This window comes from Massilia aurea, from assembly GCF_024753205.1.
Classification (GTDB): domain Bacteria; phylum Pseudomonadota; class Gammaproteobacteria; order Burkholderiales; family Burkholderiaceae_D; genus Telluria; species Telluria aurea.
Map to the genome: position 1 here is coordinate 420,248 of NZ_JANUGZ010000001.1, position 25,767 is coordinate 446,014.

The following is a 25,767-nucleotide window of genomic DNA, read 5'->3' on the forward strand; positions in this document are numbered from 1 at the left end:
CAAGACTAGGCTGGTGGCAATGTGGAGACAGGTTCACTGCAGTTCAGAGCTTGGCCATCATGGTTGCTGACGTGCAGCGGCTGCAACACCTACCGCACGACTGAGCGGCGAACGGGACATTTCAAACGTCGCGAGGCTCAGCCTCAATGCCCGGGCAACCTGCACGACCACCCAGTTCGCCGATGTTCCAAATGCTAGCGATGTGTCCGCCCTGACCCGGTTCGAGAGAGGTACCAACGACGCGATGCGCAGCATGGATCGCGTGGTCACGCGGCCCGCACGTGTTGACAACGTAACGGGCCGAAGCCGACAGGCGGCGGGAGGCTATCCGAAGACCGGTTACCAAGTGTTCGCGACGTCGCGCGTGCTAGTGCTGTCCACGAAGGTTAATCTCTGGACAACTCATCCATTTCTGACGGCGCGCTGCACAGCGCCAGCGTCCTGCGATGTTGGTCATCGGCGGCTCCCCCTTCCCTGCAAGCTTGGTTGATCAGTTGACCTGTTACTGTAATCGTTGGCGCTCAAGTTTTCGGGTTTTTCGTTCACTTTTGTTGGTTAGTTACATTTATTCCCGATTTCCTGATTTACGGGGGCGGAAAGTTTCGAGGAGCACCGGGTTGTAGACGATAACTTCTCCAATTGCGGCCCGACAGAAAGCGCCATGTCACCACGGATCCCGGCCTCTCCTGTACCCGCCAAGGTAGCTTCAAGCATGTAAGACCAATGCGGCGTTTCACTTGTGTCGTGCCAGTCAGACGCACGACATCCAAATCGTTTGCGTTACCGCATACTCGCGACGCGTGTCGGCGCAATAATTTCCCTTCGTAAAAATCCAATCCGGACTTGCCCGCTGGGGTCATGCATGCCACGCCCATGCCGCCCTGCCCTGTTCTGGGAACGAATAACGGGAGCGCTTAAAGATGGTGACGTACACCTCCAGTGTGTGGGACCGGCTGATCGCGCCAATCCCCGTATGCGCCGCCGAGCGGCGACCGCTTCAGTTAACGCTGGCGCAATACAAGCTTGCCATTGCGCGCGACCTTGAAGCCCTGCTCAACACCCGCGTTGCCATTTCCCCAGACGAGCTGGCAACATACCCTGCCTGCAGAGAATCCATCGTCAATTTCGGCCTGGCCGACTTCGCTCAGCTGTGCCTCACCAGTAGTACCGACCGCAAGAAAATTTGCGATCTGCTCACCGCGGCCATCGTGCGCAACGAACCGCGGCTGGCACAGGTACGGGCCCGGCTGGTCGAAGAATCCGGAAGGGTAAACCGACTCAGTTTCGCCATCTCCGGCCAGCTGCGCACGCTGGCCAATGACGACCGCGTGCAGTTCGACATCATGCTCGAACCCTCGAGTCTGCAGTACGCCATTCGCTGATCCAAGGACTGCCAGATGAAGAGACTCCTGAAAGCAATTCGCCTGTATTACGAGCGCGAACTCTCCACCATGCAGTCCTTCAACGCCGAGTTCGCCGCCGAATTTCCTGCCCAGGCCGGTCAGCTTGGTATGGAAGGCGGGCAACGCAACGATCCCCATATCGAACGTTTTATCCAGGCCACGGCATTGTCGAACGCTCGTATCGCCAAGCTGATCGATGACAATGATTACAAGGTGAGTGAGGCACTGCTGCAGCTCAATTACCCTCATTACTTGCAACCTTTTCCATCCACCGCCATCGTGCGCGTCGATCCCAGCGCCGGTCTTGCGACCATGACGGCGCCAGGGCTGATTCCCCGTGGCGCCACGCTGGTGGCACGCTCGGCCGACGGACCCTCGTGCCGGCTGCGCACCGTGTTCGACGTGCACATCACCCCCCTGGTTGTGGCAAAGGTGGCCTTTCAGCCGTACTTCAACTTGCCGCCGGCGATGCCGCGACCGGCCGCTGTCACCACGATGCTTTCCATCGACATCGAATCAAAAGCGGCCACCCTGAGCCTGGGGCTGGTGCAGTTGGACAGGCTACGCCTGTTCATCGATGCCGAACCGTCTCTGTGCGCGACCACACGCGACCTGCTGTTCATGCATGCCAAGGCGGCATACCTGGAGATCGACGGCAATTGGCTGGCTCTGCGCACCGTGCCGCTCAAAGCGGTGGGATTCGATCCGCACGACGCAGTTCTTCCGCGCAGCAACTTGTCGCATCCCGCCTATCTGTTGCTGAGCGAGTACTTTGTCAATCCTGAGAAATTCAATTTTTTCGACATTGACTGGCAGGTGCTGGCGCCCCACCTGCCGGCCACATGCCGGCGCCTCACCCTGCACCTGGGGTTGGCTGGCGTAGCTGCCGATACGCACACTGGCCGCGCACTGAGCCAGCTCTCGAGCGAGAACTTCGTACCCGGCTGCACGCCGGTGGTGAATCTGTTCAGGCACGCGGCCTGCCCGATTGAACTGACGCACATGACGCCTGATTATGCATTGCTCGCCGATGGCGCCTACGCCGACGTCTGCGACATTTATAGCGTCGACAAGGTGACCACAGTGCAGAAATCGCGCCACGGCCAGTCCATGACAGAATTCCGGCCGTATTACTCGCTGCGCCATGGCGAGGCTGGTGGGCGCCAGGGCCGCTACTACGTGGTGCGCCGCGACGAGCTGGCAGCGCTGCGCCACCCCGGTCACGCCACGCGCATCGCGCTTGTTGACCTGGACCTTGATCCACTGGATATGGCCGATGCCAGCGTATCGATAGAACTCACCTGCACCAACCGCGATTTGCCCAGTCGGCTCTGCTACGACACCGCGGGCGGCGACCTCAAGCTTGAGCAGGCGACTGATGGCTATCCGCTGCGTTTCCTGCGCCGGCCAACTCCCCAGTACCGCTTCAATGCGCAGGACCATTGGCGCCTGATTGCCCACCTGTCGCTCAGTCATTGCGCGCTCTCTGCCGACGGCCTGCATCTTCTTCAAGAAACGCTGACGCTGTACGACTTGCCACAGTCGTCGGTATCACAACGGCAGATCGCCGGCATCGTTGCGCTGGAACAGCGTGAGACAAGCCTCTGGCTGCGCGACGACGGTCATAGCGCCCTGGTGCGGGGTCTTGCGGTGCGCGTTACGCTCGATGAGGACGCCTTCGCTGGCAGCAGCATCGACTTGTTCGTCTCGGTGCTCGACCATTTTTTTGGCCTCTACGTGCATTGCCAGAGCTTCACCCAGTTGACGGTTTTTTCGCATGCTAGCGGAAAGGAGCTGATCCGATGCCACCCACGCAACGGCGCGCGCAAGCTGGTCTGATCGACCGGTTGATCACGCATCCATGCCGGTTTCATTTTTTCCAGGCCGTGCACCTGATCGAGCTATGGCTGCAGCGCGACGCTGCTTCGCACGGCAAAAAACTCGAGACGGTACTGCGTTGCAAAAACAGCGTCGCACTGGGCTTTCCGTCCAGTCAGATCGAGGCACTTGCCATTGACGCCGACGCCCCCGAGATTCCGGCGACACCAGACGGTCCGGTTGCAGCGCCGGTGGGCCGCCTGCGCCACGTCCGCCTCACGCCCGCCTTCATGGGTTTTCTGGGCGTGCACGGCGTGCTGCCCTACGATTACACCGCCACGATCGCTGCGCAGGTTGCCTTTGAAAAAAACCACGCCGGCCGCGCTTTCTTTGATACCTTTTCGCACCGCATGATGGTCTTGTTCTACCGGGCCTGGGCCGCCTGCCACATTGAATCCGGCGCCGACGCCGACGGTCGCGACCGTTTTATGGAGGCGCAACTGGCCCTGGCAGGCAGGCCCCGGCGCCCAAAGACAGAGCGAGCAGGCAAGACCACCACCGTCATCCCCGCTGAAGTCCTGGCCCGCTATGCTGCGTTGATTCGTCATCGTCCCGTGCAGGGCGAAATGATCGCCGGCGTGCTCACCGACTTTTTTGGCGTGCCCTTTCGCACCGAGCCGCTGGTGGGTTGCTGGGTCGATGCTGGTCAAGACAATCGCACTGTCCTCGGTGTGCAAAACCATGTGCTCGGCTTTGGCAATATGCTCGGCCCCCGCTACTGGCGCCGCGACGCCCTGGTGCGCCTGTGGGTTGGCCCGCTCACGCGCCTCGACTTTGACCGTTTTATTGCCGGAGGCGGCGCCGGCCCGGCGCTCAGGGAAATGCTGGCCCTGTTCGCCATGCCTGCCGTCGCATTTGAGGTGCGCCTCATTCTACGGGCCGCCGATGTCCGCCCGATCGCCCTCGACAACCGTGCCCGGCTGGGTCGAGCCTCGGTCATGCTCACCGCGCCGCGAACGAAAGACCATGCCGACACCCGCTACCTGATCGCCTTTTAATTGCAGCCAGGATGGAGATACCCGTGGACCATGACAACGATTTTGACGTTGCCGACGAACTCAACAAAATCCTCACCGCCAGCAACCGCCCGCTGCGCATGCAGCTGGGTTTTCCTGACGGCGTGGCCAGCGACGTGCTGCTGCCGCAGCGGATCGAAGGGGTTGAGGCGATCTGCGACGGCATCGAGATGCGCATTGACTGCCTGGCGCTCGACGCGCACCTGCAACTTGACACCCTGATCGGGCTACCCGCGCAAGTGCAGATTGTGACTGACCAGGGACAGCTGCGCAGCATTTGCGGCATCGTCGCCACAGCCAGTGCCGGCGAAAGCGATGGTGGCCTGGCCAGCTACCAACTACTGATGCGCGATGCGCTGGCCATCCTCGACCTCGATGTCGGCACCCGCGTGTTCCTCGACCAGACCGAGCTCGATGTCGTCAAAACCGTGCTCGGCGAGGCGCGCCGTGTCAATCCGGGCCTGGCCGCGATGTTCGACATCGAACTCGAAACGGCGCTGGCGCTGCGCGACTTTCCAGTGCGCCGCCAGATCGTGCAATACAACGAAGGCACGGGCGCTTTCGTGCGCCGCCTGCTCCGGCGCCGCGGTGTTTCGTGGTTTTTCCGTCCAGGTCGCGCCGGGGAAGCAAGCGAACCTGCGGCGGCCGACGGATCGGTCTTGGCGCCAGCGCACACCATGGTGCTGTTCCAGGACGCCAGGCGGCTCAAACCAAGTAGCGCCGGCACCATCCGCTTTCATCGCGACAGCGCCACCGAAGAGCGCGACTCGATCACCGCGTTCGGCGCAGTGCGCGCCTTGCGCCCGGGCCGGGTGAGCCGTCACAGCTGGGATTACGCCAATCCTCGCGGCACCGACTTCATGCGCGCCAGCTTCGCCAGCGCCGACGATCAGGGCGTCAAGGGAAACAAGCTGGCAGCCACGCTGGACCACTATCTCACCGAGGCGCCGCACGTGCGCGACACCTACGAAGACCTCGAGTCGCTGGCCCGCCAGGCGCTGGAGCGCTCGAATTTCGAGGCCAGGTGCTTCCACGCCGAGGGCGGCGTGCGTGACTGCACCGCCGGCGAATATTTCATCCTGGCCGGCCACCCCGAGATCGACCGCCACCCGGACGCCGAGCGCGAGTTCATCGTGCTGTCCTCGCATATCACCGCGCAGAACAACCTGCCCAAGGAATACGATGCACGCGTCGCGCGCCTGTTTGCGCGCAACCGCTGGCACACCGATGCCGCCGACCTGCCCCTGGCGGCGCAGAACTGGTTCGATTCAAGCCAGTTCCGCTTCCAGTGCCGCCTCACCTGCGTGCGGCGCGACATCACCTTCGTGCCAGCCTGGGACGCGCGCGTCGATGTGCCGCAGGCGCAATTGCAAAGCGCCATCGTCGTCGGCGCCCCGGGAGAGGCCGTCCACTGCGACGCCCAGGGCCGCGTCAAGGTGCAGTTTACTGCGATGCGCGCAGCCGACCATGCGCACGCCGAGGGCGCCGGCGCCTCGGGCACTGACCGCGACTCGGCCTGGGTGCGCGTGGCCAGCAGCTGGGCCGGCACTGGCAGCGGCATGCATTTTGGCACCCTGACGCTGCCCCGCCCCGGCACCGAGGTGTTGATCGGTTTTCTGGGCGGCGACCCCGACAAGCCCATCATCATCGGTCAGCTCTACAACATGCTGGCCCGCCCGCCTTACCTTGGCGTCGGCGCCTTGCCCGGCAATAAATATTTGTCCGGCATCAGAAGCCTGGAAATCAAAGGGAGTCGGGGCAACCAGCTGCGGTTTGATGATACGACCGGGCAGATCAACGCGCAGATGGCGAGCGACCATGGCCGTAGTGAACTGAACCTCGGCTGGCTGACACAGCCACGCAGCGAGGGGCACGGCGCGCCGCGCGGCGAAGGCGCCGAACTGACCACCGACGCGCAACTGGCGCTACGCGCCGGCAAGGGCATGTTGCTGTCGGCCTGGTCGCGCCTGAACGACGGCGGCAAGCAGCTCGACCGTGCCGACTACCTGGCGCTGATGCAGGACTGCGTCGATCTGTTTCGCTCGCTGGGCCAGTTTGCGGCGCAAAACCAGGCGCTGCCCGTTGATGACAAGCCGCAAGGCGAGCTGCAGGAATCGATCAGGCAGTGGAATAACGGCAGCAACACGGCGCCGACAGGCACTGGCGGCGGCGCGGCGGCGATCGGCGTCACGGCGCCGGACGGCATCAGCTTTGCCAGCGCCAAAACCATCGTCAGTTACGCCGCCGTCAACATTGACAGTGTCGCCCAGCGGCATATGCAAATGACTGCCGGGCAGCGCTATAGCATCAATGCCGGCAAGGGGATTTCGCTGTTTGCGCATCATGACGGCATCGCGGCCATCGCCCACCACGGCAAGCTACTGCTGCAAAGCCAGCATGACGACACAGAAGTCAATGCTGCGAAAAACTGCAAGGTGACGGCAACAGAAGGCAAAGTCACGATCATGGCACAGGAGATCGAATTCATTGTCGACAACGGTTCGTTCATCAAGCTCGGCAAGGACGGCCTGACGTTTGGAAGCAAGATGCCGCTCAAATTCCGCGGGCCCGACTTCGATTTCGACGGTCCCGCGACGATAGCAACGGCGTTCCCGTCGTTTGGCAACGGCGCTACCGACCTGAAATTTGTCGCCAAATATTACCCACATCAAGATGGTGGTTTGCCGGCTGCCGACCTCACCCACAAGATTGCCACCACCGCAGGCGAAACCTTGGAAGAAACAACTGACATCGCGGGTAAAACCTCCTTGCTCATGAGCGACGCGATGCACACCGCCGACATCGACATCAGCGACCCACCGCCGAACCAATAGGAGAATCGAGATGGGCTATCAAAAAACATCTTTTTCACGTGGAACCGCCACTGGCATCTACACCTCGGGGCGGATTAGGGACAAGGTCGTCGCCGTGCGTCACAACTTGCCTGGCGCTGTCATTCTGGTGCATGGGGTCAACGATGTAGGCACTGCGTATGAGGCGGTCGAGAACGGATTGTGCGCAGGGCTGACCCAGCGCCTGCGCGGCGACCTGCGTCCGGCAATCTACAGCAATCCCAGGGCTGGTGACGCCGAGGTGCTGAAGGACGATCCCGATGCAGTTTATTACAAGCGCAGCGTCACGAAGGAAATGCACAGCCCGGTCATACCGTTTTATTGGGGCTTTCGGGAGGAAAACGACTCGGTCAAGCCGGGTTTCAGAACGTCGCATGGTCAGGCACTGGACCGTTATGGCAACCGCCTCGACAAGGATTTCTCTAAAGGTGGCGGCCCGTTCGCCAACGCCACGAACTCCTTGCCGGAAATGTGGAACCGCGGCAAGTCGAAAGCGCTTGGCCTGCTGGATGCTGCGCAGCGTGACGCGACCCATCCAGTGCTCGACAATCCCGGCCGGCTCTACATGGTCTTGGCCGCGCAGCGCCTGGCCGCCGTCATTACGATGCTCCGCGATTACGATGCGGACGAAACCGTCAGCATCGTCGCGCACAGCCAGGGTTGCCTGCTCAGTCTCCTGGCCCAGGCATTCCTCCTTGAAACCGGCGGCAGGGCGTTGCAACCCGATACCCGGCCGGCCGACACGCTAATCCTCTGCAACCCGCCCTATAGCCTGGTCGACGAGACACCGATGCTGGCCAGTGCGGTCGATTATTATTCCGGCCTCGATGCAGCGATGGCACAGCGCTACCCTAGGCTCAGTGGGGGCCAAACCCTGCACGCGCGCCTGACGACACTGGCAAATATCGTTGGCGGCGTGCAAAAGAAAAAACATACGATCCCGCCCCTTGCCGAATTGCCCGATACGTCGAAGCACCGGGGTGTGGTGGGCGCCAAATGGGTGGCCAGCGAGGACCGCGACAACCGCGGCAAGGTCTATCTGTACTTTTCGCCCGAAGACATGACGGTCGCACTGGCCAACGTGCAGGGTATCGGCTGGCAGGGCGTGCCCGAATACCTGCGCGGCACCCAGGTTTCGGCCAAACCCTATTCAATCGCCGATGACGATGGCGAACCCCTCAACATCAATGCCACCATCACCCGAGCCGAGAAGGTAGTTCGCAAACCGCTCGCCGAACTGGGGCCAGGCTTTTTTCAGCGGGTGTTCACGATCAAACGGCGCCCCGACTTCCGCACCGGTGCACAGGTGCTGATTGGTCAAAAAACGTCGCCCTACGATTTCGCCCTGCACGTTGAAGGCGAGGACGATCAGGCGCATACCGACATCAGCGATTCCGCCGTCAGCCGCCATGCCGTGCGCGCCCGCCTCGATGAGCCGGGCCAGGCGCCGCGGACCGGGTCGGTTGAGGAAAAAGCACGCTTCGGACTGCGCAAGATTACCGGAGAACCATTGCCAACGCCGGTGCCCGCCAGCATGGGCGAAGGTGCGTTTGCCGATGCCAGAGGCCGCTTCGGCGCCATGGAGCGGGTTGACCAGATCGATGCGGCCATCGCCGTGACCAGCAACTACGGTATCGCCCAGCGCATCGAATGCATCGACGACCCGGTCGGCGTCACCATCCCGGGCGGGAGCCCGCTCATCGGCAGCATCGATCGCGCTCTCTATCGAGGCGTGATCGCCAACGCCGCGCCGGCCAGCGCCGCGGTGGAACAGGCAATCAACCAGGGCAAGCAAGCCCAGGCGCGCTGCAAGGTACTGGATGTGTTCGTCTGCGTCGGCGACACCGTCGCCCGGCACCCCACTAACCCGCCCAGGCTGATCATCCAGCGCACAGAGACGGCAGACGAGGCGCGCGATCGCTGGCAGCACGCGTCGATGGCGCGCTCGTTTCATGGGGCCATTTACGGTGGCAGCAAGAATCATCAGTACGTAACTGCATACGATGTGTCGATTGGCAGTGGAAAAGCGACGACCCATCCCGTGTTTTACGCCTACCTGTGTGCGGTAGCGGATTGGCGGCTCAAAGACCCCGTGAACAAGGAACCGCTGCGGCCAGGCATCCTTGGATGGAGCAAGTTCAAGAACGATTTCGCAATCTACTGGAATGACGAGCCAGCGTGGCGCAGGCATCTTATCAGTGCGAATGTTGCTTACTACTCAAGTGGCATCCTTCCCAGCAGCTTGCCGTTACCACCGGAAGGTTTGCCATCCGCCATCGTTCTTCAAAACTTCAGCGAGGGCGCAATCGGCGTCAAGGGGAACCAACGATGAATGCATCAGCGCAGCATGCAGCCAAAGGACCGGTGGTCTGGAAATATCTGCTGGGCGCGGTATCGGCACTCTTTATCGTCGTCCCGCTATGGATGGCACTCGATCTCACTGTGCTTCACCCTGATTCCATCGATCAACCGGAGATAACGATGAAAAAACTGTGGTGGTTTGGTGCACCCGTTATGCTGGTGGCCGCCTTGTTCGGGGGGCGTTGGGTCATGGCATCACAACAGGCGCAGGTGCGCCAGACGCAATTCAGACTGGAAACGGAGAAAGCCGAGCGCGTGCTGGCGGAAGGCCGCGCGGAGCAGGGTCGACGCGAATATGTGCTCGAGGTGATTAGCATGGGCGTCACACTTGACAAGTACCGGCAAGGCAGACTTTGGGATGCACTTCAATCAGGCAATGCCTACACATCAATTCGCGAAAAAGATCCGAAGAAGTATCCGTGGGGCGAGACCGACAAGCTACAAATGATGGGTGGCCGCGGTGGCGATACGCTGGAAAACGGTGCCGGCTACACCGTAATGGACTGGGGAGTGCCGGTGTTTAACGCAAGACCGGCTTGTCATAGCCTGGAAAATGCGGATACGCCGCTCACTGCCGATTCGGGTCTGGTCGCCGGCGCCAATTCGTCAGGCTTACTAACGCACCTGTTCGTCGTCGGCCCACGACGGTTCGAGGACCGGCCCGACCACATTCTTGAAGATATTTTTGATTTTTTTGACAAGAACCTCGATATCCCCTACGTCATCTTCAACTCCGACGATGGCATGGACATCAGGAATATGTCCAGGCCCGATGGAAGCCCGAAATTGGTCAAGGAAGGATATTACGTCCCCGAAATGCCCGATGCTTCCACGCTTTTTTTACTTGCGCGGCGCGAACGGGTGGACGCGATCCGACCCTTTGCTTTCGAAGATGTCGACGAAGAACAAAGCGTGGAGATCCTGAATCGGGATGGCATCGGACGTCGGTTGTTCCTGGCGTACCTGGATCTGATGAACGCAGTGCCTAAAAAGCCCAAGACGGCAGACCATCCTTTCGACACCCCGCGCCAACCTCTGATTGATGAGTGGCTCCCCGCCGCCGCAAAGTTCGCAGTGCGTCACGACATTCGCGGCACCGGTCCGACCAGTTTCCTCGACGGGGCATTCAACGCCAAACATCGCCCGCCGCTGGACTGGAAGCCGACGCCCTGGTTCCCGGTCCCTTGGAACAATCTGCAATTGAAGGAATTTGACAGCATGCCGACCCTCGGGTTTGTCCACCGACCGGTGTTTGTCAACATGAGCGACGAACATGGCAAACCCTTGAGCCGGCGCGATCTGCGAGAAAAGGCCTTGCTGGACGGTTGGCACACAGCGCTCATGACGCTGCCAGAGGCTCAGCGCGCCAAGGGACCGGCCCGCATCATCGCCGCCACTGGTCACCAGAAAGAGCAGTTGCTTGCCTTGCACGGCGTGCTGAGCCGTTATGCCCACGCGGGCGGTCCTGAAATCGATACGGGCAGAGTCGATCAGTTCATCAATACCGACCACCGCCTGGGCAATACCGGGGCCAACACCCTGTTCATGCAGATGGCGATCGGTGTCATGGGCAGTTACCGCGCGGGCGGCGCCAGCGCGGCGATTAATTTGCGCGACCCGAAGGAAGCGAGCATCGTTTTCATCACACCGCCATCCGACGAAAAACGCAAGACCCAGTATCACGCTAATGGCGGTGACGTCTTCAGGCACATCCACAGCCATTCCATCGACCCGGCCAATTACGCGCCTCCCGGAGCGACTGCGGCAACCGCGCCTACCCCGCCATGAGCTGACGCCTTATCTCGCCTGAACAACCACCAGAAGGAGCATTGAGATGAAAAAAAATGTCATCCGGCTTGGCGATGCTACGTCGCACGGCGGCAAGGTCATCGATGTGCGCGCCCGTCACTTCCAGGTCGGCCAGATCCCGGTTGCGTGTGTTGGCGACCTATGTAGCTGTCCGATTCCGGGTCACAACGGCTGCACTATTGCCTCCGGCTCGGCACACCACCGTATCGATGGCATTCCCGTCGCCTACGACAGCGATGTCACGAGTTGCGGCGCGCAACTTAAATCGAGCCTTACGAACTTTCATTCTGCCGGCCAGAATTAGGAGGCCGGGCTCTTCAGCAATGAGATTGGAACGTTGGCGATGCCCAAGTCATCCAATACATCGTTCATATCAAAAACCGTGGCTGTACGCGACCATCCAAACTGGTAATGGAAAACGCCTCACTAAGGAGCCTCCCTAGCGGCAATGTCTATGATATGTACCGCGACATGGCCTCGTGGTATCGCATGATTGATCCTGCGCTTGCTGATCCCGCGAACAAATTCTTAGGCGCTGAAAAAGTTACTACTGAAATCAAAAATGCAATTGCGCAGGCTGAACGCTTTCATACAACGTTGCTCGGTGATTACTACCATCCCAACAGCTACGCCTTCTACGGCGACGACCCTGGCCATCTATCGTTCGGCACCTGCCGCTGGCATGCGGTCAAGACAGCGTCTGTGCCCGAGAAGAGCGTGCTTGCTTCAGGGATGCTTATCAGCCGTACCCCCGAGACCGGCGGCCGCATGGTGAAATTTTCGAATGGCAGCACCCTGCAGTTTACGCATTCGGTCCAGGATGGCCCCGGCGACGGTACGGTGCCACAGCAATCGGGTATGGGACCGGCGCGAGGCGTCAAGCAACTCTTTCGCACCAGGGGCTACGACCACCAGGGCAGCTACTCGAATGAATCGATGCTGGCCCTTACCATGCAACTAATTGTCAGAATTGCCTGGGAGGCCAAGTGACCAAAGCACTTCCGCGCAAGCACAGCAGGTGGCTCGCCAGACTGATCATCTCTGCTTGCCTGCTCCTGGTCTGCATCGCGTTTACGCGCAAGGTGCAAGCAGCCTTTCTCAACTACCAGGTGACGAACATGACCGATGAAATGCAGGACCTCAAGATGAAACCAACGTGCGTCGGCCGCTTCGTGATCGACCTACCTGCCGACGCCGAAGTGTCATACCGGGGCGCGATGGTCGCTGGCTGGAGCATCGTGACCTACGAAGAGACGGATGAACACTTCACCGCGAGACTGGAGGAAAGGGAAAATCAGCTATCGGGTCAGAAAAATGAACGAGGGATGCCCAGCCTTGAAAGCACGCGTCAATTTGATGGACATGGAGTGTACGGAAAAGTCCGCGTTTTCGACAGGCAGTGGATTCCCGGCCTGCCACATGAGCCAATCACTGAAGCCGTCAAGGCAGAGGCTATGATTCGTGTGCAAAAGCACAGTTTTAATCTGAGTATGAAATATGTCAATGACAACGATCTCAAAGAACTTACCAAACTGGTTACTCAGCTCAGATCACGCGAGGAAAACGAGATTCCAGCCGAGGCTGGCTTCTGTTTCGACGGCGGATTTATCACAGAGCCATTAAAGGTCGAGCAGAGCGAACGCACAACCATGTTTGTCAGTCTCAATGGGCACCCCGATGTGTCAATAGCGCTCAGCATGATAGCCGGTATCACCACACCAAAAACCTTGCTTCAACGCGATGCGGACGCACCAACTATCAACGCAAATCGTTCACGTTTCCATACCTTGCGGCGCGGGGCGCGGGCGCTAAACGGCGAACCCGGAGAAGAGATTCTCGACCGCGTCCACGAGTTCAATGGGAACTATTGCCACTCGTTCATGTGGGAGCTCATCCACAATAAAACTGACTCCGTTTTCACGCCTCAGATGTCATTCGAACTGAGCACCGGCCATAGTGAATCCGGTACCACTGTCGATTCTAGTCTAACGGACGCCCAAGCGCTGGCACTCTGGGACAAGATGCTGTCCTCTTTGCGTGTGCGCCCGGTTGTAGCTGCCAAACCGGTCGCGCATGCACACGTGGCTCTCGGCACGCGGGCTGACAGCGGCACGCCCTGTCCGGCCAGCGGCTGGTGGCGCTGCATGGACGCACTTGCACAGGACAGTATGCGCAGTTTCCAACACGGCCAGATATTGCCGAAGACGTCCGTGCAAAAACAACAGTCACTCCTGGACCGACTCAAAGGCATGCCAGACCTAATAAGCAAACCGACCGTCTGGGAATTCGTCCGGATTGACGACGGTGCGAAAGACAGTCCGGGACAAGCGCTTGGGCGTGGCAGCGCTGACAAACCGGCGTAACAGGCACCACGACATCCCGTATCCCCGCCACCAACATCAAAGGACCACCATGCCCAACGTCATCCGACTCGGCGATCCAACCTCCCACGGCGGCAAGGTCATCTCCGCCAGTGCCAGCGACTACCTCGTGGACGGCATTGCCGTTGTGCGCGTGGACGACCAATGTAGTTGTCCAATTCCGGGACATGGCGTAACCAAGGTGATTGAAGGCGATGCTGATTACATCGTCGAGGGCAAACCGGTTGCGCTTGCGGGACACAAGACTGGTTGTGGCGCGCAGTTGATCTCGACAATCGGCAACTACGAAATCGGATGATCGGACCTGCTCAGCGCGAGCATCAGTGAATGCAATAGAAGGCTGAGGCGGCCATCCAAACAGAAAAAAGCCCCTGAAATCAGGGGCTTCATCCACTTCAACTCCGGGTGGTTGACAGCTCACGCCCAGCCGGGAATCACTCCCACTCGATCGTCGCCGGCGGCTTCCCCGAAATATCATACACAACGCGGTTAATCCCCCGCACCTCATTGATGATGCGGTTCGACACCTTGCCCATCAACGCATGCGGCAGATGCGCCCACTGCGCCGTCATGAAGTCCAGCGTCTGCACCGCGCGCAGCGCAACGACATACTCATACGTGCGGCCATCGCCCATCACGCCCACCGATTTCACCGGCAGGAACACGGCAAACGCCTGGCTGGTCGCTTCATACCAGTTCAGCGGCGCCTTGCCCGCATCGATGCCCGGCACCATTGGCACTTCGAATGGCGTATTGCGCAGCTCTTCGATGAAGATCGCATCGGCTTCACGCAGCAGGTCGGCGAACTCTTTCTTGACTTCGCCAAGGATGCGCACGCCCAGGCCCGGGCCCGGAAACGGGTGACGGTAGACCATGTCATGCGGCAGGCCCAGCGCGACGCCGAGCTTACGGACTTCATCCTTGAACAGCTCGCGCAGCGGCTCGAGCAGTTTCAGGTTCAGCGTCTCTGGCAGGCCGCCCACGTTGTGGTGGCTCTTGATCGTCTGGCCTTTTTTACCTTTACCGGCCGATTCGATGACGTCCGGGTAGATCGTGCCTTGTGCCAGCCACTTGGCATTGGTCAGCTTGCCCGCTTCGACCTGGAACACTTCGACGAACTCGCGGCCGATGATCTTGCGCTTTTGCTCGGGATCGTTCACGCCGGCCAGGTGACCCATGAACTGGTCTTCGGCATCAATGCGGATCACTTTCACGCCCAGGTTCTTTTCGAACATGCTCATGACCATCTTGCCTTCGTCCTTGCGGAGCAGGCCGTGGTCGACGAACACGCAGGTGAGCTGGTCGCCGATCGCGCGGTGGATCAGTGCAGCAGCCACGCTCGAGTCGACGCCGCCCGACAGGCCCAGGATCACGTCGTCGGTACCGACCTGTGCGCGGATCTTCTCGACGGCTTCGCCGATGTAATCCGGCATGTTCCAGTCCGACTTGCAACCGCAGATCTCGTGCACGAAGCGGCCGATGATGGCTTCGCCCTGCGTGGTGTGCGTGACTTCCGGGTGGAATTGCAGCGCGTAGAAACGGCGCTCTTCGTCGGCCATCGCGGCGATCGGGCAGCTGTCGGTCGAACCCATCAGCTTGAAGCCTTCCGGCATGTCCAGAACCTTGTCGCCGTGGCTCATCCAGACCTTGAGCATGCCGTGGCCTTCGTCGGTGACGAAGTCGTTGATGCCGTTGAGGAGCGCCGTATGTCCACGGGCGCGCACTTCGGCGTAGCCGAATTCGCGCTTCAGGCCGTTTTCGACCTTGCCGCCCAGCTGGGCCGCCATGGTCTGCATGCCGTAGCAGATGCCCAGCACCGGCACGCCGGCTTCGAACACGGCTTGCGGCGCGCGTGGCGAATCGCCTTCGAGCGTCGAATTGTGGCTGCCCGACAGGATGATGCCCGAGGCGCCGTAGTTGCGAACGAATTCGTCGCTGACGTCGTAGGGGAAGACTTCGGAGAAGACGCCGGCATCGCGCACGCGGCGGGCGATCAGCTGGGTGACCTGGGAACCGAAATCGAGGATGAGGATTTTCGAATGCATGAGAGAAGAGTCTGAGTAGTCTGGGTAGGGTGGACGGCTCGGCCGTCCACGCGGTGATGGTTGACGGCGCCAATTTCGCGCCGGATGAACGTGATGCCAACGATCACCGCGTGGACGGCGAAGCCGCCCACCCTACGAAAACGCGGCCAGTATCGGCCGCGTCGGGATCGTTTATTCCGAACGGTAGTTCGGCGCTTCTTTCGTGATCTGCACATCGTGCACGTGCGATTCGCGCATGCCGGCCGACGTGATCTCGACGAATTCGGCTTTCGAGCGCAGCTCTTCGATGGTGCTGCAACCGCAGTAACCCATCGACTGGCGCACGCCGCCGATCAGCTGGAAGATGATCGCCAGCACGCTGCCCTTGTAGGCCACGCGGCCTTCGATACCTTCAGGGACGAACTTGTCGGCCTTGCTCGACGCTTCCTGGAAATAGCGGTCGGCCGAACCGTCGGCCATCGCGCCCAGGCTGCCCATGCCACGGTACGATTTGTAGCTACGGCCCTGGTACAGGATCACTTCGCCCGGCGCTTCTTCGGTACCGGCGAACATGCTGCCCATCATCACGGTGTGCGCGCCTGCAGCCAGTGCTTTCGAGATGTCGCCCGAGAAGCGGATGCCGCCGTCGGCGATGCACGGCACGCCTGTGCCTTCAAGCGCTTCGGAGACATTGGAGATCGCGGTGATCTGCGGCACGCCCACGCCGGCGACGATGCGGGTGGTGCAGATCGAGCCAGGGCCGATGCCGACCTTGACGGCGTCAGCGCCCGCTTCGACCAGCGCCAGCGCAGCCGATGCGGTAGCGATATTGCCGCCGATGACATCCACGTGCGGGTAACGGTCCTTGATCCAGCGCACGCGGTCAAGGATACCCTGCGAGTGACCGTGGGCGGTGTCGACCACCAGCACGTCCACGCCGGCGGCGACCAGCAGTTCGATGCGCTCTTCGTCACGCTCGCCGACGCCGACAGCGGCGCCCACGAGCAGCTTGCCCTGCGAATCTTTCGAGGCCAGCGGGTGTTCGTGCGACTTTTGGATATCCTTGACGGTAATCAGGCCGCGCAGCTCGAAGTTGTCGTTGATGACGACCACGCGCTCGAGGCGGTGCTTGTTCATCAGGCGCTTGGCTTCGGCCGTGTCCGCGTCTTCCTTGACGGTGACGAGCTTGTCGCGCGGCGTCATCTTGGCGCGCGCTTCGGCTTCCAGGTCTTCCTCGAAACGCAGGTCGCGGTTGGTGATGATGCCGACCACCTGGTTGCCCTCGACCACCGGGAAGCCGCTGATGCCGTGCTGTTGCGACAGCGCCAGCACTTCGCGGATCTTCATGGTCGGTGGAATCGTAATCGGATCGCGCAGCACGCCCGCTTCGAAGCGCTTGACCCGCGCAACTTCGCGCGCCTGGTCGGCTGGACGGAGATTCTTGTGGATGATACCGATACCGCCCTCTTGCGCCATGGCGATCGCCAGGTTCGCTTCGGTCACGGTGTCCATCGCGGCGGACAGCAGCGGAATGTTCAGCGTGATATTGCGGGTGAGCTTGGTGCGCAGGGAAGTTTGGGCCGGAAGAACGTTGGAGTAGGCCGGGACGAGCAGCACGTCATCGAAGGTGAGTGCTTTTTGGAGGAGACGCATAGTATTTCCTATAGGCGCAAAAGCGAATTATACAGAAACCCGTGATTTCCGTCGCCGGCCTGACCCAAATTTAGTTGGTGCGGTACGGTTTGCGATTGACAGCCAGACCGAAGCATGGCGAAATCTGTCAATTCTCAGGAGCAATTTCTATGTCGCAGATGCCGTACCGCGCCCTCGGCGCCACCCTGCTCTTCCTTGCCGCCACGGCCGCGCAAGCCCAGTATGTCTGGATCGGCCCCGGCGGCACGCGCCAGTATTCCGATCGCCCGCCGCCGCCCGGCACGCCGGCCAGCAAGATCGTCAAGGCGCCGGGCCGCGCCGCTCACGAACTGGCGCCGGCGCCCCCTGCCGCCACGCCAGCGGAAGGGTCAGCCGCCGATCCAGCCACCAAGCCGCTGCCACCAAAAGGCCCGCCCACGCTGGCCGAGCAGGAAGCCGCCTACCGCGCGCGCACCAAGGCGCGTGACGAAGCCAATCTGAAAGCGCAGGAAGAAGCGCAGCGTGCACGCCAGCTGGCCGAGCGCTGCAACGCCGCGCGCGAGACGCAGGCGCAGCTCGCGTCCGGCACACGCATCGCGCGCTACGACCAGGATGGCCAGAAAAGTTATATGACGGATGCCGAGCGGGCCACGCGGGCCGCGCAGGTCAATCAGGCGCTGCAGGACTGCCGCTAGCGCCTTCCCGCTTGGCCGCACGCTTGCGGCGCGACTCTTTCGGGTCGGCCACGAGTGGCCGGTAGATCTCGATGCGGTCGCGCTCGCGCAGCACCGTGTCGAGCGTCTTCTTCTTGGCGTAGATGCCCACGGGCTGCGTCGTCAGATTGATATCCGGAAAGGCTTCCAGCACGCCGCTGCGCTCGATGGCGATGCCGATCGTCGTGCCGGGTTCTACCTGCAGCTCGCGCAGCCATTCGACCTTGTCGCTGGCGTAGCAGACCGAGATGCCCAGCGATGCCGGCGCGGCCGCGACGTCAGCCATACACGACCTCGGCGCGCTTGCAGAACGAGTCGACCATGCTGTTGGCGATCATGCCGAACACGGGGCCGACGATCTGCGCCAGGATCATGCTGGAGAACTCATACTGCATGTCGAACTCGATCTTGCAGGCATCGGCGCGCAGCGACTTGAAGCTCCAGGTGGCCTCGAGCAGCTTGAACGGGCCGTCGACCAGGTGCATCTTCATCTGGGTCGGGCGCTGGTTGTGGTTCGAGGTCGTGAAGCTCTGCTTGACGCCATGAAAATTAATTTGCAGGGCCGCGACGAGCTTGTCATCGGTGCGTTCGACGATGTTCACGCCACTGCACCAGGGAAGAAACTTGGGATAATCTTCGACTTTGGCAACGAGGTCGAACATCTGTTCTGCGCTATAGCCAAGGAAAACTGATTTGTGCACTACTGCCATTGGTCAACCGTTTGTTATGATGGGGGTCGTTTGCAAGTGGCGCCACCGTTGGCGCAATAGCAGTAGTTTAACCGACACGCGAATTTTCGCCTTTTCATGAGCATCGCTGACAATAAAAAAGCATTTTTTGACTACTTCATCGAAGACCGCTACGAGGCAGGTCTCGTGCTGGAGGGTTGGGAAGTCAAGGCCATCCGCGAAGGGCGGGTGCAGATCAAGGAAGCCTACGTGCTCGTCCGTGACAACGAGCTGTACCTGTTCGGTGCGCACGTCAGTGCATTGACGACCACGTCGAGCTTCAGCCACCCCGAGGCGCTGCGCTCGCGCAAGCTGCTGCTGCACCGCGCCGAGATCGATAAGCTGATCGGCAAGGTGGAGCGTTCCGGCTACACACTGGTGCCGCTGAACCTGCACTTCAAGAAGGGCAACGTGAAGTGCGAGATCGGCCTGGCCAAGGGCAAGAAGCAGCACGACAAGCGCTCGACCGAGAAAGACCGCGACGCCAAGCGCGAGGTCAATGCGGCGATGAAGACCAACCGGCGCTAAGCCGTTCTAGGCGTCCCGTGCCAGCAACGCCAGCACGCGGGCGCCGGTCAGCGCGATCAGGTCGCGGTCGTGGGTCGAGAACAGCACCAGGTGTTCGTGCGCCCGCGCCCTCACCTGCTCTGCTGCTCTGCTCATCCACCAGCACGACCTGCGCCTCCCCCGTCAAGCCGCCATGCCGATCGCGGGATCACGCCGGAAGGGCAGGATCGGCGCGGACAACAGCGTGCGCCGCACCGCTATCACTCAGGCAGCAACGACGGCAGGCTTGACCGCCATGAGCACCGACAGGCGCCAGGCGCCAAAGCTCAGCGCCAGCCCGGCCGCCACGCCCAGCGCCAGGTGCAGCGCGCTGTGGAACAGCAGCGGCGCCACCAGGCCCGAAACCAGTGCGAACGACATCATCTGGATGAAGCCGATCATCGACGACGCCAGCCCGCGGTTGTCCGGGAACAGGCCCAGCGCGGTGATCTGGATCGCCGGCATCGCGACCGACAGGCCGAACGTGTAGACGAACAGTGGCAGCACGGCCCACGGCACGGCGGCGGTGAACAACGCGTTGTAGCCGACATTGAAGGCCGCGCCCAGCACCATCACGCCAAAGCCCAGCCACATCATCCGGGTCGGCGTGCTTTTGTGTGCGTGCTTGCCGCCCCAGGCCGAGCCGATCACCATGCCGCCGACGAGCGGGATGAACATCCAGGCAAACGCCGTCTCGGGCAGGCCAAGGATCACCATGACGAAGTTCGAGGCCGAGCCGATATACAGCGACAGACCCGAAAACGCGAGGCCCAGCGCGAGGGACAGCAGCACGAACTGCGGATGGCGCAGCACCTTGACGTAGTTGCGGCCGATGGTCCCCGGATGAAAGACCTGGCGCTTTTCACGCGGCAGGCTCTCCGGCAGGAACTTCAGGCACACGAGGATCAGCAGCGCGCCGAACACCGCCAGGAACACGAACGACGAACGCCAGCCGAAGGTCACGTGCAGCCAGCCGCCCAGGATCGGGGCGATCGCCGGCGCGAGGCCGAACACCATCATGATGTGCGACATCATGCGCTGCGCCTGCGCGCCCGCGAAGCGGTCCTGCACGATGGCCTGGCCGATCACCGAGCCGGCGCCGGCCGACAGGCCCTGCAGCGCGCGAAACACGAGCAGCCAGCCGAAGCTGGGCGCCCACGCCGCGCCAATCGAGGCCAACGTGTAGACGGTCAGCGCGGTCAGGATCACGGGACGGCGGCCGAACGAATCGGACAGCGTCCCGTAGAACAGCATCATGAAGGCAAACGTGAACAGGAACACGCTCAGCGTCTGCTGCACCGCGACCGGGCCGACCGCGAACTCGGCGCCGATGGCCGGCATCGACGGCAGGTAGGTGTCGATGGCCAGGGCCCCGACCATGCCGAGACAGGCGAGGATGACGGTGAGGAGTTTTTGCATGGACGGCGCTTTCGGAAAACCTGCCGGCGCCGTACGATGCACGATGCATGGGGCCGGATGACGGGCATTGGAGGGCTGCGATTGTAATCGATTTCGGCCTTCCCGATCTGCCGCCGCCCTGTTTTCAGCGGGTGCGTAGCGCCATGCCGAAACGCTCGAACCGTGGCATCCAGTCGTGCTGGTAGTCGGCAGAAACGAGGATGCGTTCGGCGCGGCCAAGCAGCTTTGCACGCGGCACCAGGCCGATCACGCGCGAGTCGGCGCTGTTATTGCGGTTATCGCCAAGCATCAGGTACTGGCCGGGCGGTATGCGCAGCGGCGCGATGTCACGCAGCGCGGGCACGCGCGGAAGCAGTTGTACGCGCTGGTGCGCGCCGCCCACGGATTCGCTGAGGCGGACGGCGTCGGCTTCGCGGCCGCCGGCCTGCTCGCGTGCGGTCCCAACCAACGCGTAGGCCGCCTCTTCCCCGTTGATCGTCATGCGGTCATCGCGCATCTCGACCTCGTCGCCCGGCAGCGCCAGCACACGCTTGATCAGGCGCGTGCCGTCGCGCGGTGAATAAAACACGACCACGTCGCCGCGCACAGGATCGCCGAGGTGCGCCACTTGCCGTTCAGTCAGTGGTATCTTGAGGTCGTATGCCAGCCGGTTGATGAAGACAACGTCGCCCTCGAGCAGATTGGGCCGCATCGACCCGGATGGAATCGGGCTCCAGTCAGCGACCGCGGTGCGAAATACGCCGAACAGCAGCAGAAACAGCAGAAAACCCTTGTTGGCGCGGATGAATTTGGTCACGGACTGCTCCTGATTGGGTGATGGAGCCATCGATGGTAAATGTCGATCAACGGTCGATGCTTAGCCTTTCGTTAACAACGCAATCCTGACAGCAGTGTCACCACGCTGTCATATTCGACAACTAGACTGATTGCGGGACGACTACGACCGCAGACCATGGATATGAAAAAAAAGGCCACCGAGGCTGACCTGAAACAATTTTCCGACGGCAGCGCCTATTTGAATCGCGAGCTGTCGCTGCTCGAATTCAACCGCCGCGTACTGGCACAGGCGGAAGACCCCACCGTGCCGCTGCTCGAGCGGCTGCGCTTTCTGTGCATCGTCGCGAGCAATCTGGACGAATTCTTCGAAGTGCGCGTGGCCAGCCTGCTCGCCACCTACCAGATCGACCGCAACGACAGCGAACTGCCCGAGACCCTGGCCGCCGACCTCGAACGCGCAAGCGCCGAGTGCCGCCACCTGATAGCGCGCCAGTACGCGCTGTTCAATCAGGAGATCCTGCCGCAGTTGTCCGAGCAAGGCATCCACCTCCTGCACCGCAGCGAGCGCAATCCGGCCCAGCGCGCGTGGGTCAAGCAATATTTCGACCGCGAAGTGCGCCCGCTCCTGACGCCCATTGGCCTCGATCCGGCCCACCCGTTCCCGCGCGTGATCAACAAGAGCCTGAACTTCATCGTTGAACTCAGTGGCAAGGATGCGTTCGGGCGCGGCTCGGGTATTGCCATCATGAAGGCGCCGCGCGTGCTGCCGCGCGTGATCCGTCTGCCGGACGACCTGTCCGACAAGCCTGGCACGTCGTACTGCCTGCTGTCGTCGGTGATCCAGTCGCATATGGCCGACCTATTCACGGGCCGCGAAGTGGTGTCGTACTCCCAGTTCCGCGTCACGCGCAACAGCGACCTGTGGGTGGATGAAGAGGAAGTGAAAAACCTGCGCCAGGCGCTCCAGAGCGAGCTGCACGGTCGCCAGTACGGCTTTGCCGTGCGCCTCGAGGTGGGCCGTTCGTGTCCGGCGCACCTGGCCGATTTTTTGCTGAACCAGTTCCACATCGACCGCAGCCGCCTGTTCACCGTCGATGGCCCGGTGAACCTGGGGCGCCTGCTCGAAATCGTCAACCAGCACGACCAGCCAGACCTGAAATTCCCGTCGTATGTGTCGGGCTATCCGGGCAAGCTGTCAGGCGCCGACATGTTCGCCGCGCTGAGGAAGCAAGACGTGCTGCTGCACCACCCGTTCGAATCGTTCCAGCCGGTGATCAACTTCATCCAGTGCGCAGCGGCCGATCCCAACGTGGTGGCGATCAAGCAGACCATCTACCGGGCGGGCAGTAATTCCGAACTGGTCGAGGCGCTGATCACGGCTGCGGAGCGAGGCAAGGAAGTCACCGTCATCGTCGAACTGATGGCGCGCTTCGACGAAGAGGCCAATATCAACTGGGCGGAGAAGCTCGAGAAGGCAGGCGCCCAGGTCGTGTATGGCGTCGTCGGATTGAAAACGCACGCCAAGATGGCACTCGTGCTGCGGCGCGAACCGAGTGGCCTGCGCCGTTACGCGCACCTCGGCACCGGCAACTACAACCCCACCACCGCCAGGTTCTACACCGACTTCGGCATCCTCACCTCCGACGACGACCTGACGTCGGATGCGAATGAAGTGTTCATCCACCTGACCAGCATGACGCGGCCCAAGCAGCTGGCCAGCATCTGGCTGGCGCCGTTCTCGCTGCACAAGGAAATCGTGCGCGCGATCCGCAACGAGACCGAGCTGGCGAAACAGGGTAAACCAGGGCGCATCATCGCCAAGATGAATTCCCTGACCGACGAATCGGTGATCAAGGCGCTGTACGACGCCTCGTGCGTGGGCGTGAAGATCGACCTGATCATCCGCGGCGCCTGCGCGCTGCGCCCGGGCGTTGAAGGCCTGTCCGAGAATATCAAGGTGCGCTCGATCGTTGGGCGCTTTTTGGAGCACACGCGGATCTATTACTTCCGCAACGACCTGAAACACGATACGTACCTGAGCAGCGCCGACTGGATGAACCGCAATCTGTTCCGCCGGGTCGAGGTGGCCTTCCCGATCCGCGCGCCGCTGCTCAAGCGCCGCATCATGCGCGAAGGCTTGCTGCCCTACCTGAAGGACAACGTGAATGCGTGGGAACTGGGCAGCGATGGCCGCTACCGCCGCCGCCGGCCGCGCGGCAAACAGGTTGGCTTCAGCGCGCAGCAGGCGCTTATGGACATGCTCGGCGCCGAGAGCGCCCCCAACAAGGAAATCGACAATGGAACTGATCCTCTGGCGCCACGCTGAAGCCGAGCCAGGCTCGCTTGAACTGGCCGACGAACACCGCGCGCTCACGCCCAAAGGCCAGCGCCACGCCGCCCGCATGGGCGCGTGGCTGGAGCGCAAACTGCCGGCCGACTGCCGCATCCTGGTCAGCCCCGCCACGCGCTGCGTGCAGACGGCCGACGCCCTGGGTCGGCGCTACAAGGTGGCCGAGGCATTGAGCACGGCGTCGAGCGCGGAAGCGATCATCGAGGCCTGCGGCTGGCCAACGCACCGGCAGCCGGTGCTGGTGGTCGGTCACCAGCCGCTGCTGGGTGACGTGGCGTCGCTGTTATTGTGCGGCCAAAAGCAGGACTGGCGCATCCGCAAGGGCGGCGTGTTCTGGATCGAGCACAAGGCCAGCGACGGCATGCCATACATCCGGCTCGTCGCCGGACCGGATGTGATCGGCAAGCTGCGTTAAATCTGGCGTACCTGGAACGGCACCCCGACCTCACTCCAGGCCTGCACTTCCTTCTCGAGCCACGGCGCGAGCGTCGGGTGCTTGCGCATCAGCTCCGCCGGCAGATCCAGGTCGATGCGTGAACGCATGCGCAGGCGCAGGCCGGCAATATCGTCGTCGGCGCGTGCATGCATCAGCACGATCGCCAGGCGCAGCGCCAGCACGGCCTTGGCCAGGTCGGCCTCCACCAGCGTTTCGCGGATCTTGCGCAGATTGCCCTTCTGGCCCAGCACCAGCGTGGACAGCATGCGCTGCTCGCGCGTCGTGAAGCCGCCCAGATCGGCGTGTTCGACGATGTAGGCGCCATGCTTGTGCGCGCCGCTCATCGAGATCGCCAGGCCGATTTCGTGCAGCATCGCGGCCCAGGCCAGATACGGCCGGTGCGTCTCGCCCTGCGGCTGCAGGCGTTCGAACAGCTGCGTCGCGATGCCCACGGTGCGCAGCGCGCGGCCGCTGTCGACGCGGAAGCGCCCCATGCAGGCGCGGATCGCGGCGTCGCGCCGGTCGCGCCGGTTCGCGCGCAGTTCGAGATCCGACAGCACGCCCAGACGCAGGCCCGCATTGATGGCGGTGAGCCGCTCGACCTTCAGCTCCTGCATCGCGCCGATCAGCACCGTCAGGCCGCCGACCATCACGGGCACGCGCTCGCGCTTGACGCCCGGTAGCACGAACGCATCCACGTGACCCAGGTCGAGCAGGATCGCGCGCAGGGCCTGCAGGCTGTGCTGCGAGACCGTGCCATCGCCGATGGCGTTGCGCGAGATGACTTCGGAAATCGCCCGCATCGTGCCCGACGAGCCATACGCGGTGTCCCAGCCCTTGGCGTGGTACAGCGAGGCGGCGTCTTCGAAGCGCGCGCGCGCGGCCGTGACGGCGGCGTCGAAATTGTGCGCGGTGATGCGGCCATCCGGGAAATACGCCAGCGTTTGCGGCTGGGTGCCGATGCCGAAGGATTCGACCAACCCGATGTCGCCCCCGGTGCCGGCGATGACTTCGGTCGAGCCGCCACCGATGTCGATCACCAGGCGCCGCTCGTCGTGGCGCTCGATCGCGCGCGCCACGCCCATGTAGATCAGACGCCCTTCTTCTTCGCCCGAGATGATGTCGATCGGGTGCCCGATCGCGTTCTCGGCCAGCGGCAGCAGCAGGTCGGCGTTCTTCGCCACGCGCATCGTGTTGGTGGCGACCACGCGCATGGCGTCAAGCTGGTATTCGTCGAGGATCTTGCGGAACTCTTGCAGGCAGTGGATCGCGCTGCGCATTGCCGCTTCGCTGAGCATATTGTCAGCATCGAGACCGGCCGCCAGGCGAATGGGATTGCGCGCGGTGCGCACGATGTGGATGCGGCCACCGGCCGGCTCGCCGATGTGAAGGCGGAAGCTGTTGGACCCGAGGTCGACTGCTGCAAACATGAGGCCCTTTCG

At 62.0% G+C, this 25,767-nt stretch carries 22 protein-coding genes; 14 read left to right on the forward strand and 8 right to left on the reverse strand.

From position 1 onward, the window contains the following. Positions 1-920: 920 nt before the first annotated feature. The 10 genes from tssE to NX775_RS01800 all read left to right on the forward strand — a co-directional run bounded on the left by tssE (position 921) and on the right by NX775_RS01800 (position 13,998). Positions 921-1,382: a type VI secretion system baseplate subunit TssE gene (gene tssE, locus NX775_RS01755; protein ID WP_258834429.1), complete on the forward strand. Its 462-nt coding sequence runs from the start codon at positions 921-923 to the stop codon at positions 1,380-1,382. 15 nt (positions 1,383-1,397) lie between these two features. Continuing rightward, positions 1,398-3,242, forward strand: a complete 1,845-nt coding sequence (gene tssF, locus NX775_RS01760; protein ID WP_258834430.1) for a type VI secretion system baseplate subunit TssF — start codon at positions 1,398-1,400, stop codon at positions 3,240-3,242. Next, the gene (tssG, locus tag NX775_RS01765) at positions 3,206-4,279 is read left to right on the forward strand and encodes a type VI secretion system baseplate subunit TssG (RefSeq protein ID WP_258834431.1); all 1,074 of its coding nucleotides are present in this window, start codon (positions 3,206-3,208) and stop codon (positions 4,277-4,279) included. The genes tssF and tssG overlap by 37 nt, the downstream gene beginning before the upstream one ends. A 23-nt stretch (positions 4,280-4,302) precedes the next feature. Beyond that, positions 4,303-7,131: a type VI secretion system Vgr family protein gene (locus tag NX775_RS01770; RefSeq protein WP_258834432.1), complete on the forward strand. Its 2,829-nt coding sequence runs from the start codon at positions 4,303-4,305 to the stop codon at positions 7,129-7,131. Positions 7,132-7,141: 10 nt separating this feature from the next. Next, positions 7,142-9,481 (forward strand): T6SS effector phospholipase Tle3 domain-containing protein, encoded by a 2,340-nt coding sequence (locus NX775_RS01775; protein ID WP_258834433.1) that lies wholly within the window; start codon positions 7,142-7,144, stop codon positions 9,479-9,481. Continuing rightward, complete coding sequence (locus NX775_RS01780) at positions 9,478-11,298, forward strand: type VI lipase adapter Tla3 domain-containing protein (RefSeq protein WP_258834434.1); 1,821 nt, start codon at positions 9,478-9,480, stop codon at positions 11,296-11,298. The genes NX775_RS01775 and NX775_RS01780 overlap by 4 nt, the downstream gene beginning before the upstream one ends. A 46-nt stretch (positions 11,299-11,344) precedes the next feature. Continuing rightward, the gene (locus NX775_RS01785) at positions 11,345-11,623 is read left to right on the forward strand and encodes a PAAR domain-containing protein (protein ID WP_258834435.1); all 279 of its coding nucleotides are present in this window, start codon (positions 11,345-11,347) and stop codon (positions 11,621-11,623) included. 107 nt (positions 11,624-11,730) lie between these two features. Next, entirely contained in the window at positions 11,731-12,309 is a 579-nt protein-coding gene (locus tag NX775_RS01790; RefSeq protein ID WP_258834436.1) for an MDR/zinc-dependent alcohol dehydrogenase-like family protein, read from the forward strand. After that, positions 12,306-13,682 (forward strand): T6SS immunity protein Tli4 family protein, encoded by a 1,377-nt coding sequence (locus NX775_RS01795; RefSeq protein WP_258834437.1) that lies wholly within the window; start codon positions 12,306-12,308, stop codon positions 13,680-13,682. Before NX775_RS01790 ends, NX775_RS01795 begins: the two co-directional genes overlap by 4 nt. Before the next feature lie 49 nt (positions 13,683-13,731). Then, entirely contained in the window at positions 13,732-13,998 is a 267-nt protein-coding gene (locus NX775_RS01800; RefSeq protein WP_258834438.1) for a PAAR domain-containing protein, read from the forward strand. Positions 13,999-14,134: 136 nt separating this feature from the next. On the opposite strand, the gene guaA is transcribed toward NX775_RS01800, so the two are convergent. Together guaA and guaB are read right to left on the reverse strand one after the other, a co-directional pair. Then, positions 14,135-15,745 (reverse strand): glutamine-hydrolyzing GMP synthase, encoded by a 1,611-nt coding sequence (gene guaA, locus NX775_RS01805; RefSeq protein WP_258834439.1) that lies wholly within the window; start codon positions 15,743-15,745, stop codon positions 14,135-14,137. A 171-nt stretch (positions 15,746-15,916) separates the two neighbouring features. Further along, on the reverse strand, positions 15,917-17,377 hold the full coding sequence (guaB, locus tag NX775_RS01810; protein ID WP_183552919.1) for an IMP dehydrogenase: 1,461 nt from the start codon (positions 17,375-17,377) through the stop codon (positions 15,917-15,919). Between the two features lie 149 nt (positions 17,378-17,526). Here guaB and NX775_RS01815 point away from each other — a divergent pair, with 149 nt between their 5' ends. Then, positions 17,527-18,051, forward strand: coding sequence for a DUF4124 domain-containing protein (locus tag NX775_RS01815; protein ID WP_258834440.1), 525 nt, complete (start codon positions 17,527-17,529; stop codon positions 18,049-18,051). Here NX775_RS01815 and NX775_RS01820 read toward each other — a convergent pair. Further along, positions 18,023-18,355, reverse strand: a complete 333-nt coding sequence (locus NX775_RS01820) for an RnfH family protein (protein ID WP_258834441.1) — start codon at positions 18,353-18,355, stop codon at positions 18,023-18,025. The two genes, NX775_RS01815 and NX775_RS01820, sit on opposite strands and share 29 nt — an antisense overlap. Further along, a complete protein-coding gene (locus NX775_RS01825; RefSeq protein ID WP_258834442.1) occupies positions 18,348-18,779 on the reverse strand; it encodes a type II toxin-antitoxin system RatA family toxin in 432 nt (143 codons plus the stop codon). Before NX775_RS01825 ends, NX775_RS01820 begins: the two co-directional genes overlap by 8 nt. 96 nt (positions 18,780-18,875) lie before the next feature. Here NX775_RS01825 and smpB point away from each other — a divergent pair, with 96 nt between their 5' ends. Continuing rightward, positions 18,876-19,325, forward strand: coding sequence for an SsrA-binding protein SmpB (gene smpB / locus NX775_RS01830; protein ID WP_258834443.1), 450 nt, complete (start codon positions 18,876-18,878; stop codon positions 19,323-19,325). A gap of 6 nt (positions 19,326-19,331) precedes the next feature. Here smpB and NX775_RS01835 read toward each other — a convergent pair whose 3' ends face one another. From NX775_RS01835 to lepB, 3 genes are all read right to left on the reverse strand, one after another. Further along, a complete protein-coding gene (locus NX775_RS01835) occupies positions 19,332-19,460 on the reverse strand; it encodes a hypothetical protein (protein WP_258834444.1) in 129 nt (42 codons plus the stop codon). A gap of 108 nt (positions 19,461-19,568) precedes the next feature. Beyond that, a complete protein-coding gene (locus tag NX775_RS01840) occupies positions 19,569-20,762 on the reverse strand; it encodes a multidrug effflux MFS transporter (RefSeq protein ID WP_258834445.1) in 1,194 nt (397 codons plus the stop codon). Positions 20,763-20,886: 124 nt separating this feature from the next. Beyond that, positions 20,887-21,558, reverse strand: a complete 672-nt coding sequence (gene lepB / locus NX775_RS01845; protein ID WP_258834446.1) for a signal peptidase I — start codon at positions 21,556-21,558, stop codon at positions 20,887-20,889. Positions 21,559-21,714: 156 nt separating this feature from the next. On the opposite strand from lepB, the gene ppk1 reads away from it, so the two are divergent. Both ppk1 and NX775_RS01855 read left to right on the forward strand, forming a co-directional pair. Further along, entirely contained in the window at positions 21,715-23,865 is a 2,151-nt protein-coding gene (ppk1, locus tag NX775_RS01850) for a polyphosphate kinase 1 (RefSeq protein ID WP_258834447.1), read from the forward strand. Then, positions 23,837-24,304, forward strand: coding sequence for a SixA phosphatase family protein (locus NX775_RS01855; RefSeq protein WP_258834448.1), 468 nt, complete (start codon positions 23,837-23,839; stop codon positions 24,302-24,304). Before ppk1 ends, NX775_RS01855 begins: the two co-directional genes overlap by 29 nt. On the opposite strand, the gene NX775_RS01860 is transcribed toward NX775_RS01855, so the two are convergent. Further along, complete coding sequence (locus NX775_RS01860) at positions 24,301-25,755, reverse strand: Ppx/GppA phosphatase family protein (RefSeq protein ID WP_258834449.1); 1,455 nt, start codon at positions 25,753-25,755, stop codon at positions 24,301-24,303. The two genes, NX775_RS01855 and NX775_RS01860, sit on opposite strands and share 4 nt — an antisense overlap. Between the last annotated feature and the right edge of the window lie 12 nt (positions 25,756-25,767).

Excerpts from the sequence above, each read along its gene's own strand:
- ppk1 (WP_258834447.1), top strand. The coding sequence starts at position 21,715 with ATGGATATGAAAAAAAAGGCCACCGAGGCTGACCTGAAACAATTTTCC.
- NX775_RS01820 (WP_258834441.1), bottom strand. The coding sequence starts at position 18,355 with ATGGCTGACGTCGCGGCCGCGCCGGCATCGCTGGGCATCTCGGTCTGC.
- tssF (WP_258834430.1), top strand. The coding sequence starts at position 1,398 with ATGAAGAGACTCCTGAAAGCAATTCGCCTGTATTACGAGCGCGAACTC.
- guaA (WP_258834439.1), bottom strand. The coding sequence starts at position 15,745 with ATGCATTCGAAAATCCTCATCCTCGATTTCGGTTCCCAGGTCACCCAG.
- smpB (WP_258834443.1), top strand. The coding sequence starts at position 18,876 with ATGAGCATCGCTGACAATAAAAAAGCATTTTTTGACTACTTCATCGAA.
- NX775_RS01780 (WP_258834434.1), top strand. The coding sequence starts at position 9,478 with ATGAATGCATCAGCGCAGCATGCAGCCAAAGGACCGGTGGTCTGGAAA.
- NX775_RS01855 (WP_258834448.1), top strand. The coding sequence starts at position 23,837 with ATGGAACTGATCCTCTGGCGCCACGCTGAAGCCGAGCCAGGCTCGCTT.
- tssG (WP_258834431.1), top strand. The coding sequence starts at position 3,206 with ATGCCACCCACGCAACGGCGCGCGCAAGCTGGTCTGATCGACCGGTTG.
- NX775_RS01840 (WP_258834445.1), bottom strand. The coding sequence starts at position 20,762 with ATGCAAAAACTCCTCACCGTCATCCTCGCCTGTCTCGGCATGGTCGGG.
- tssE (WP_258834429.1), top strand. The coding sequence starts at position 921 with ATGGTGACGTACACCTCCAGTGTGTGGGACCGGCTGATCGCGCCAATC.
- NX775_RS01790 (WP_258834436.1), top strand. The coding sequence starts at position 11,731 with ATGGAAAACGCCTCACTAAGGAGCCTCCCTAGCGGCAATGTCTATGAT.
- NX775_RS01825 (WP_258834442.1), bottom strand. The coding sequence starts at position 18,779 with ATGGCAGTAGTGCACAAATCAGTTTTCCTTGGCTATAGCGCAGAACAG.
- NX775_RS01785 (WP_258834435.1), top strand. The coding sequence starts at position 11,345 with ATGAAAAAAAATGTCATCCGGCTTGGCGATGCTACGTCGCACGGCGGC.
- guaB (WP_183552919.1), bottom strand. The coding sequence starts at position 17,377 with ATGCGTCTCCTCCAAAAAGCACTCACCTTCGATGACGTGCTGCTCGTC.
- NX775_RS01800 (WP_258834438.1), top strand. The coding sequence starts at position 13,732 with ATGCCCAACGTCATCCGACTCGGCGATCCAACCTCCCACGGCGGCAAG.
- NX775_RS01815 (WP_258834440.1), top strand. The coding sequence starts at position 17,527 with ATGTCGCAGATGCCGTACCGCGCCCTCGGCGCCACCCTGCTCTTCCTT.
- NX775_RS01775 (WP_258834433.1), top strand. The coding sequence starts at position 7,142 with ATGGGCTATCAAAAAACATCTTTTTCACGTGGAACCGCCACTGGCATC.
- NX775_RS01860 (WP_258834449.1), bottom strand. The coding sequence starts at position 25,755 with ATGTTTGCAGCAGTCGACCTCGGGTCCAACAGCTTCCGCCTTCACATC.
- NX775_RS01835 (WP_258834444.1), bottom strand. The coding sequence starts at position 19,460 with ATGAGCAGAGCAGCAGAGCAGGTGAGGGCGCGGGCGCACGAACACCTG.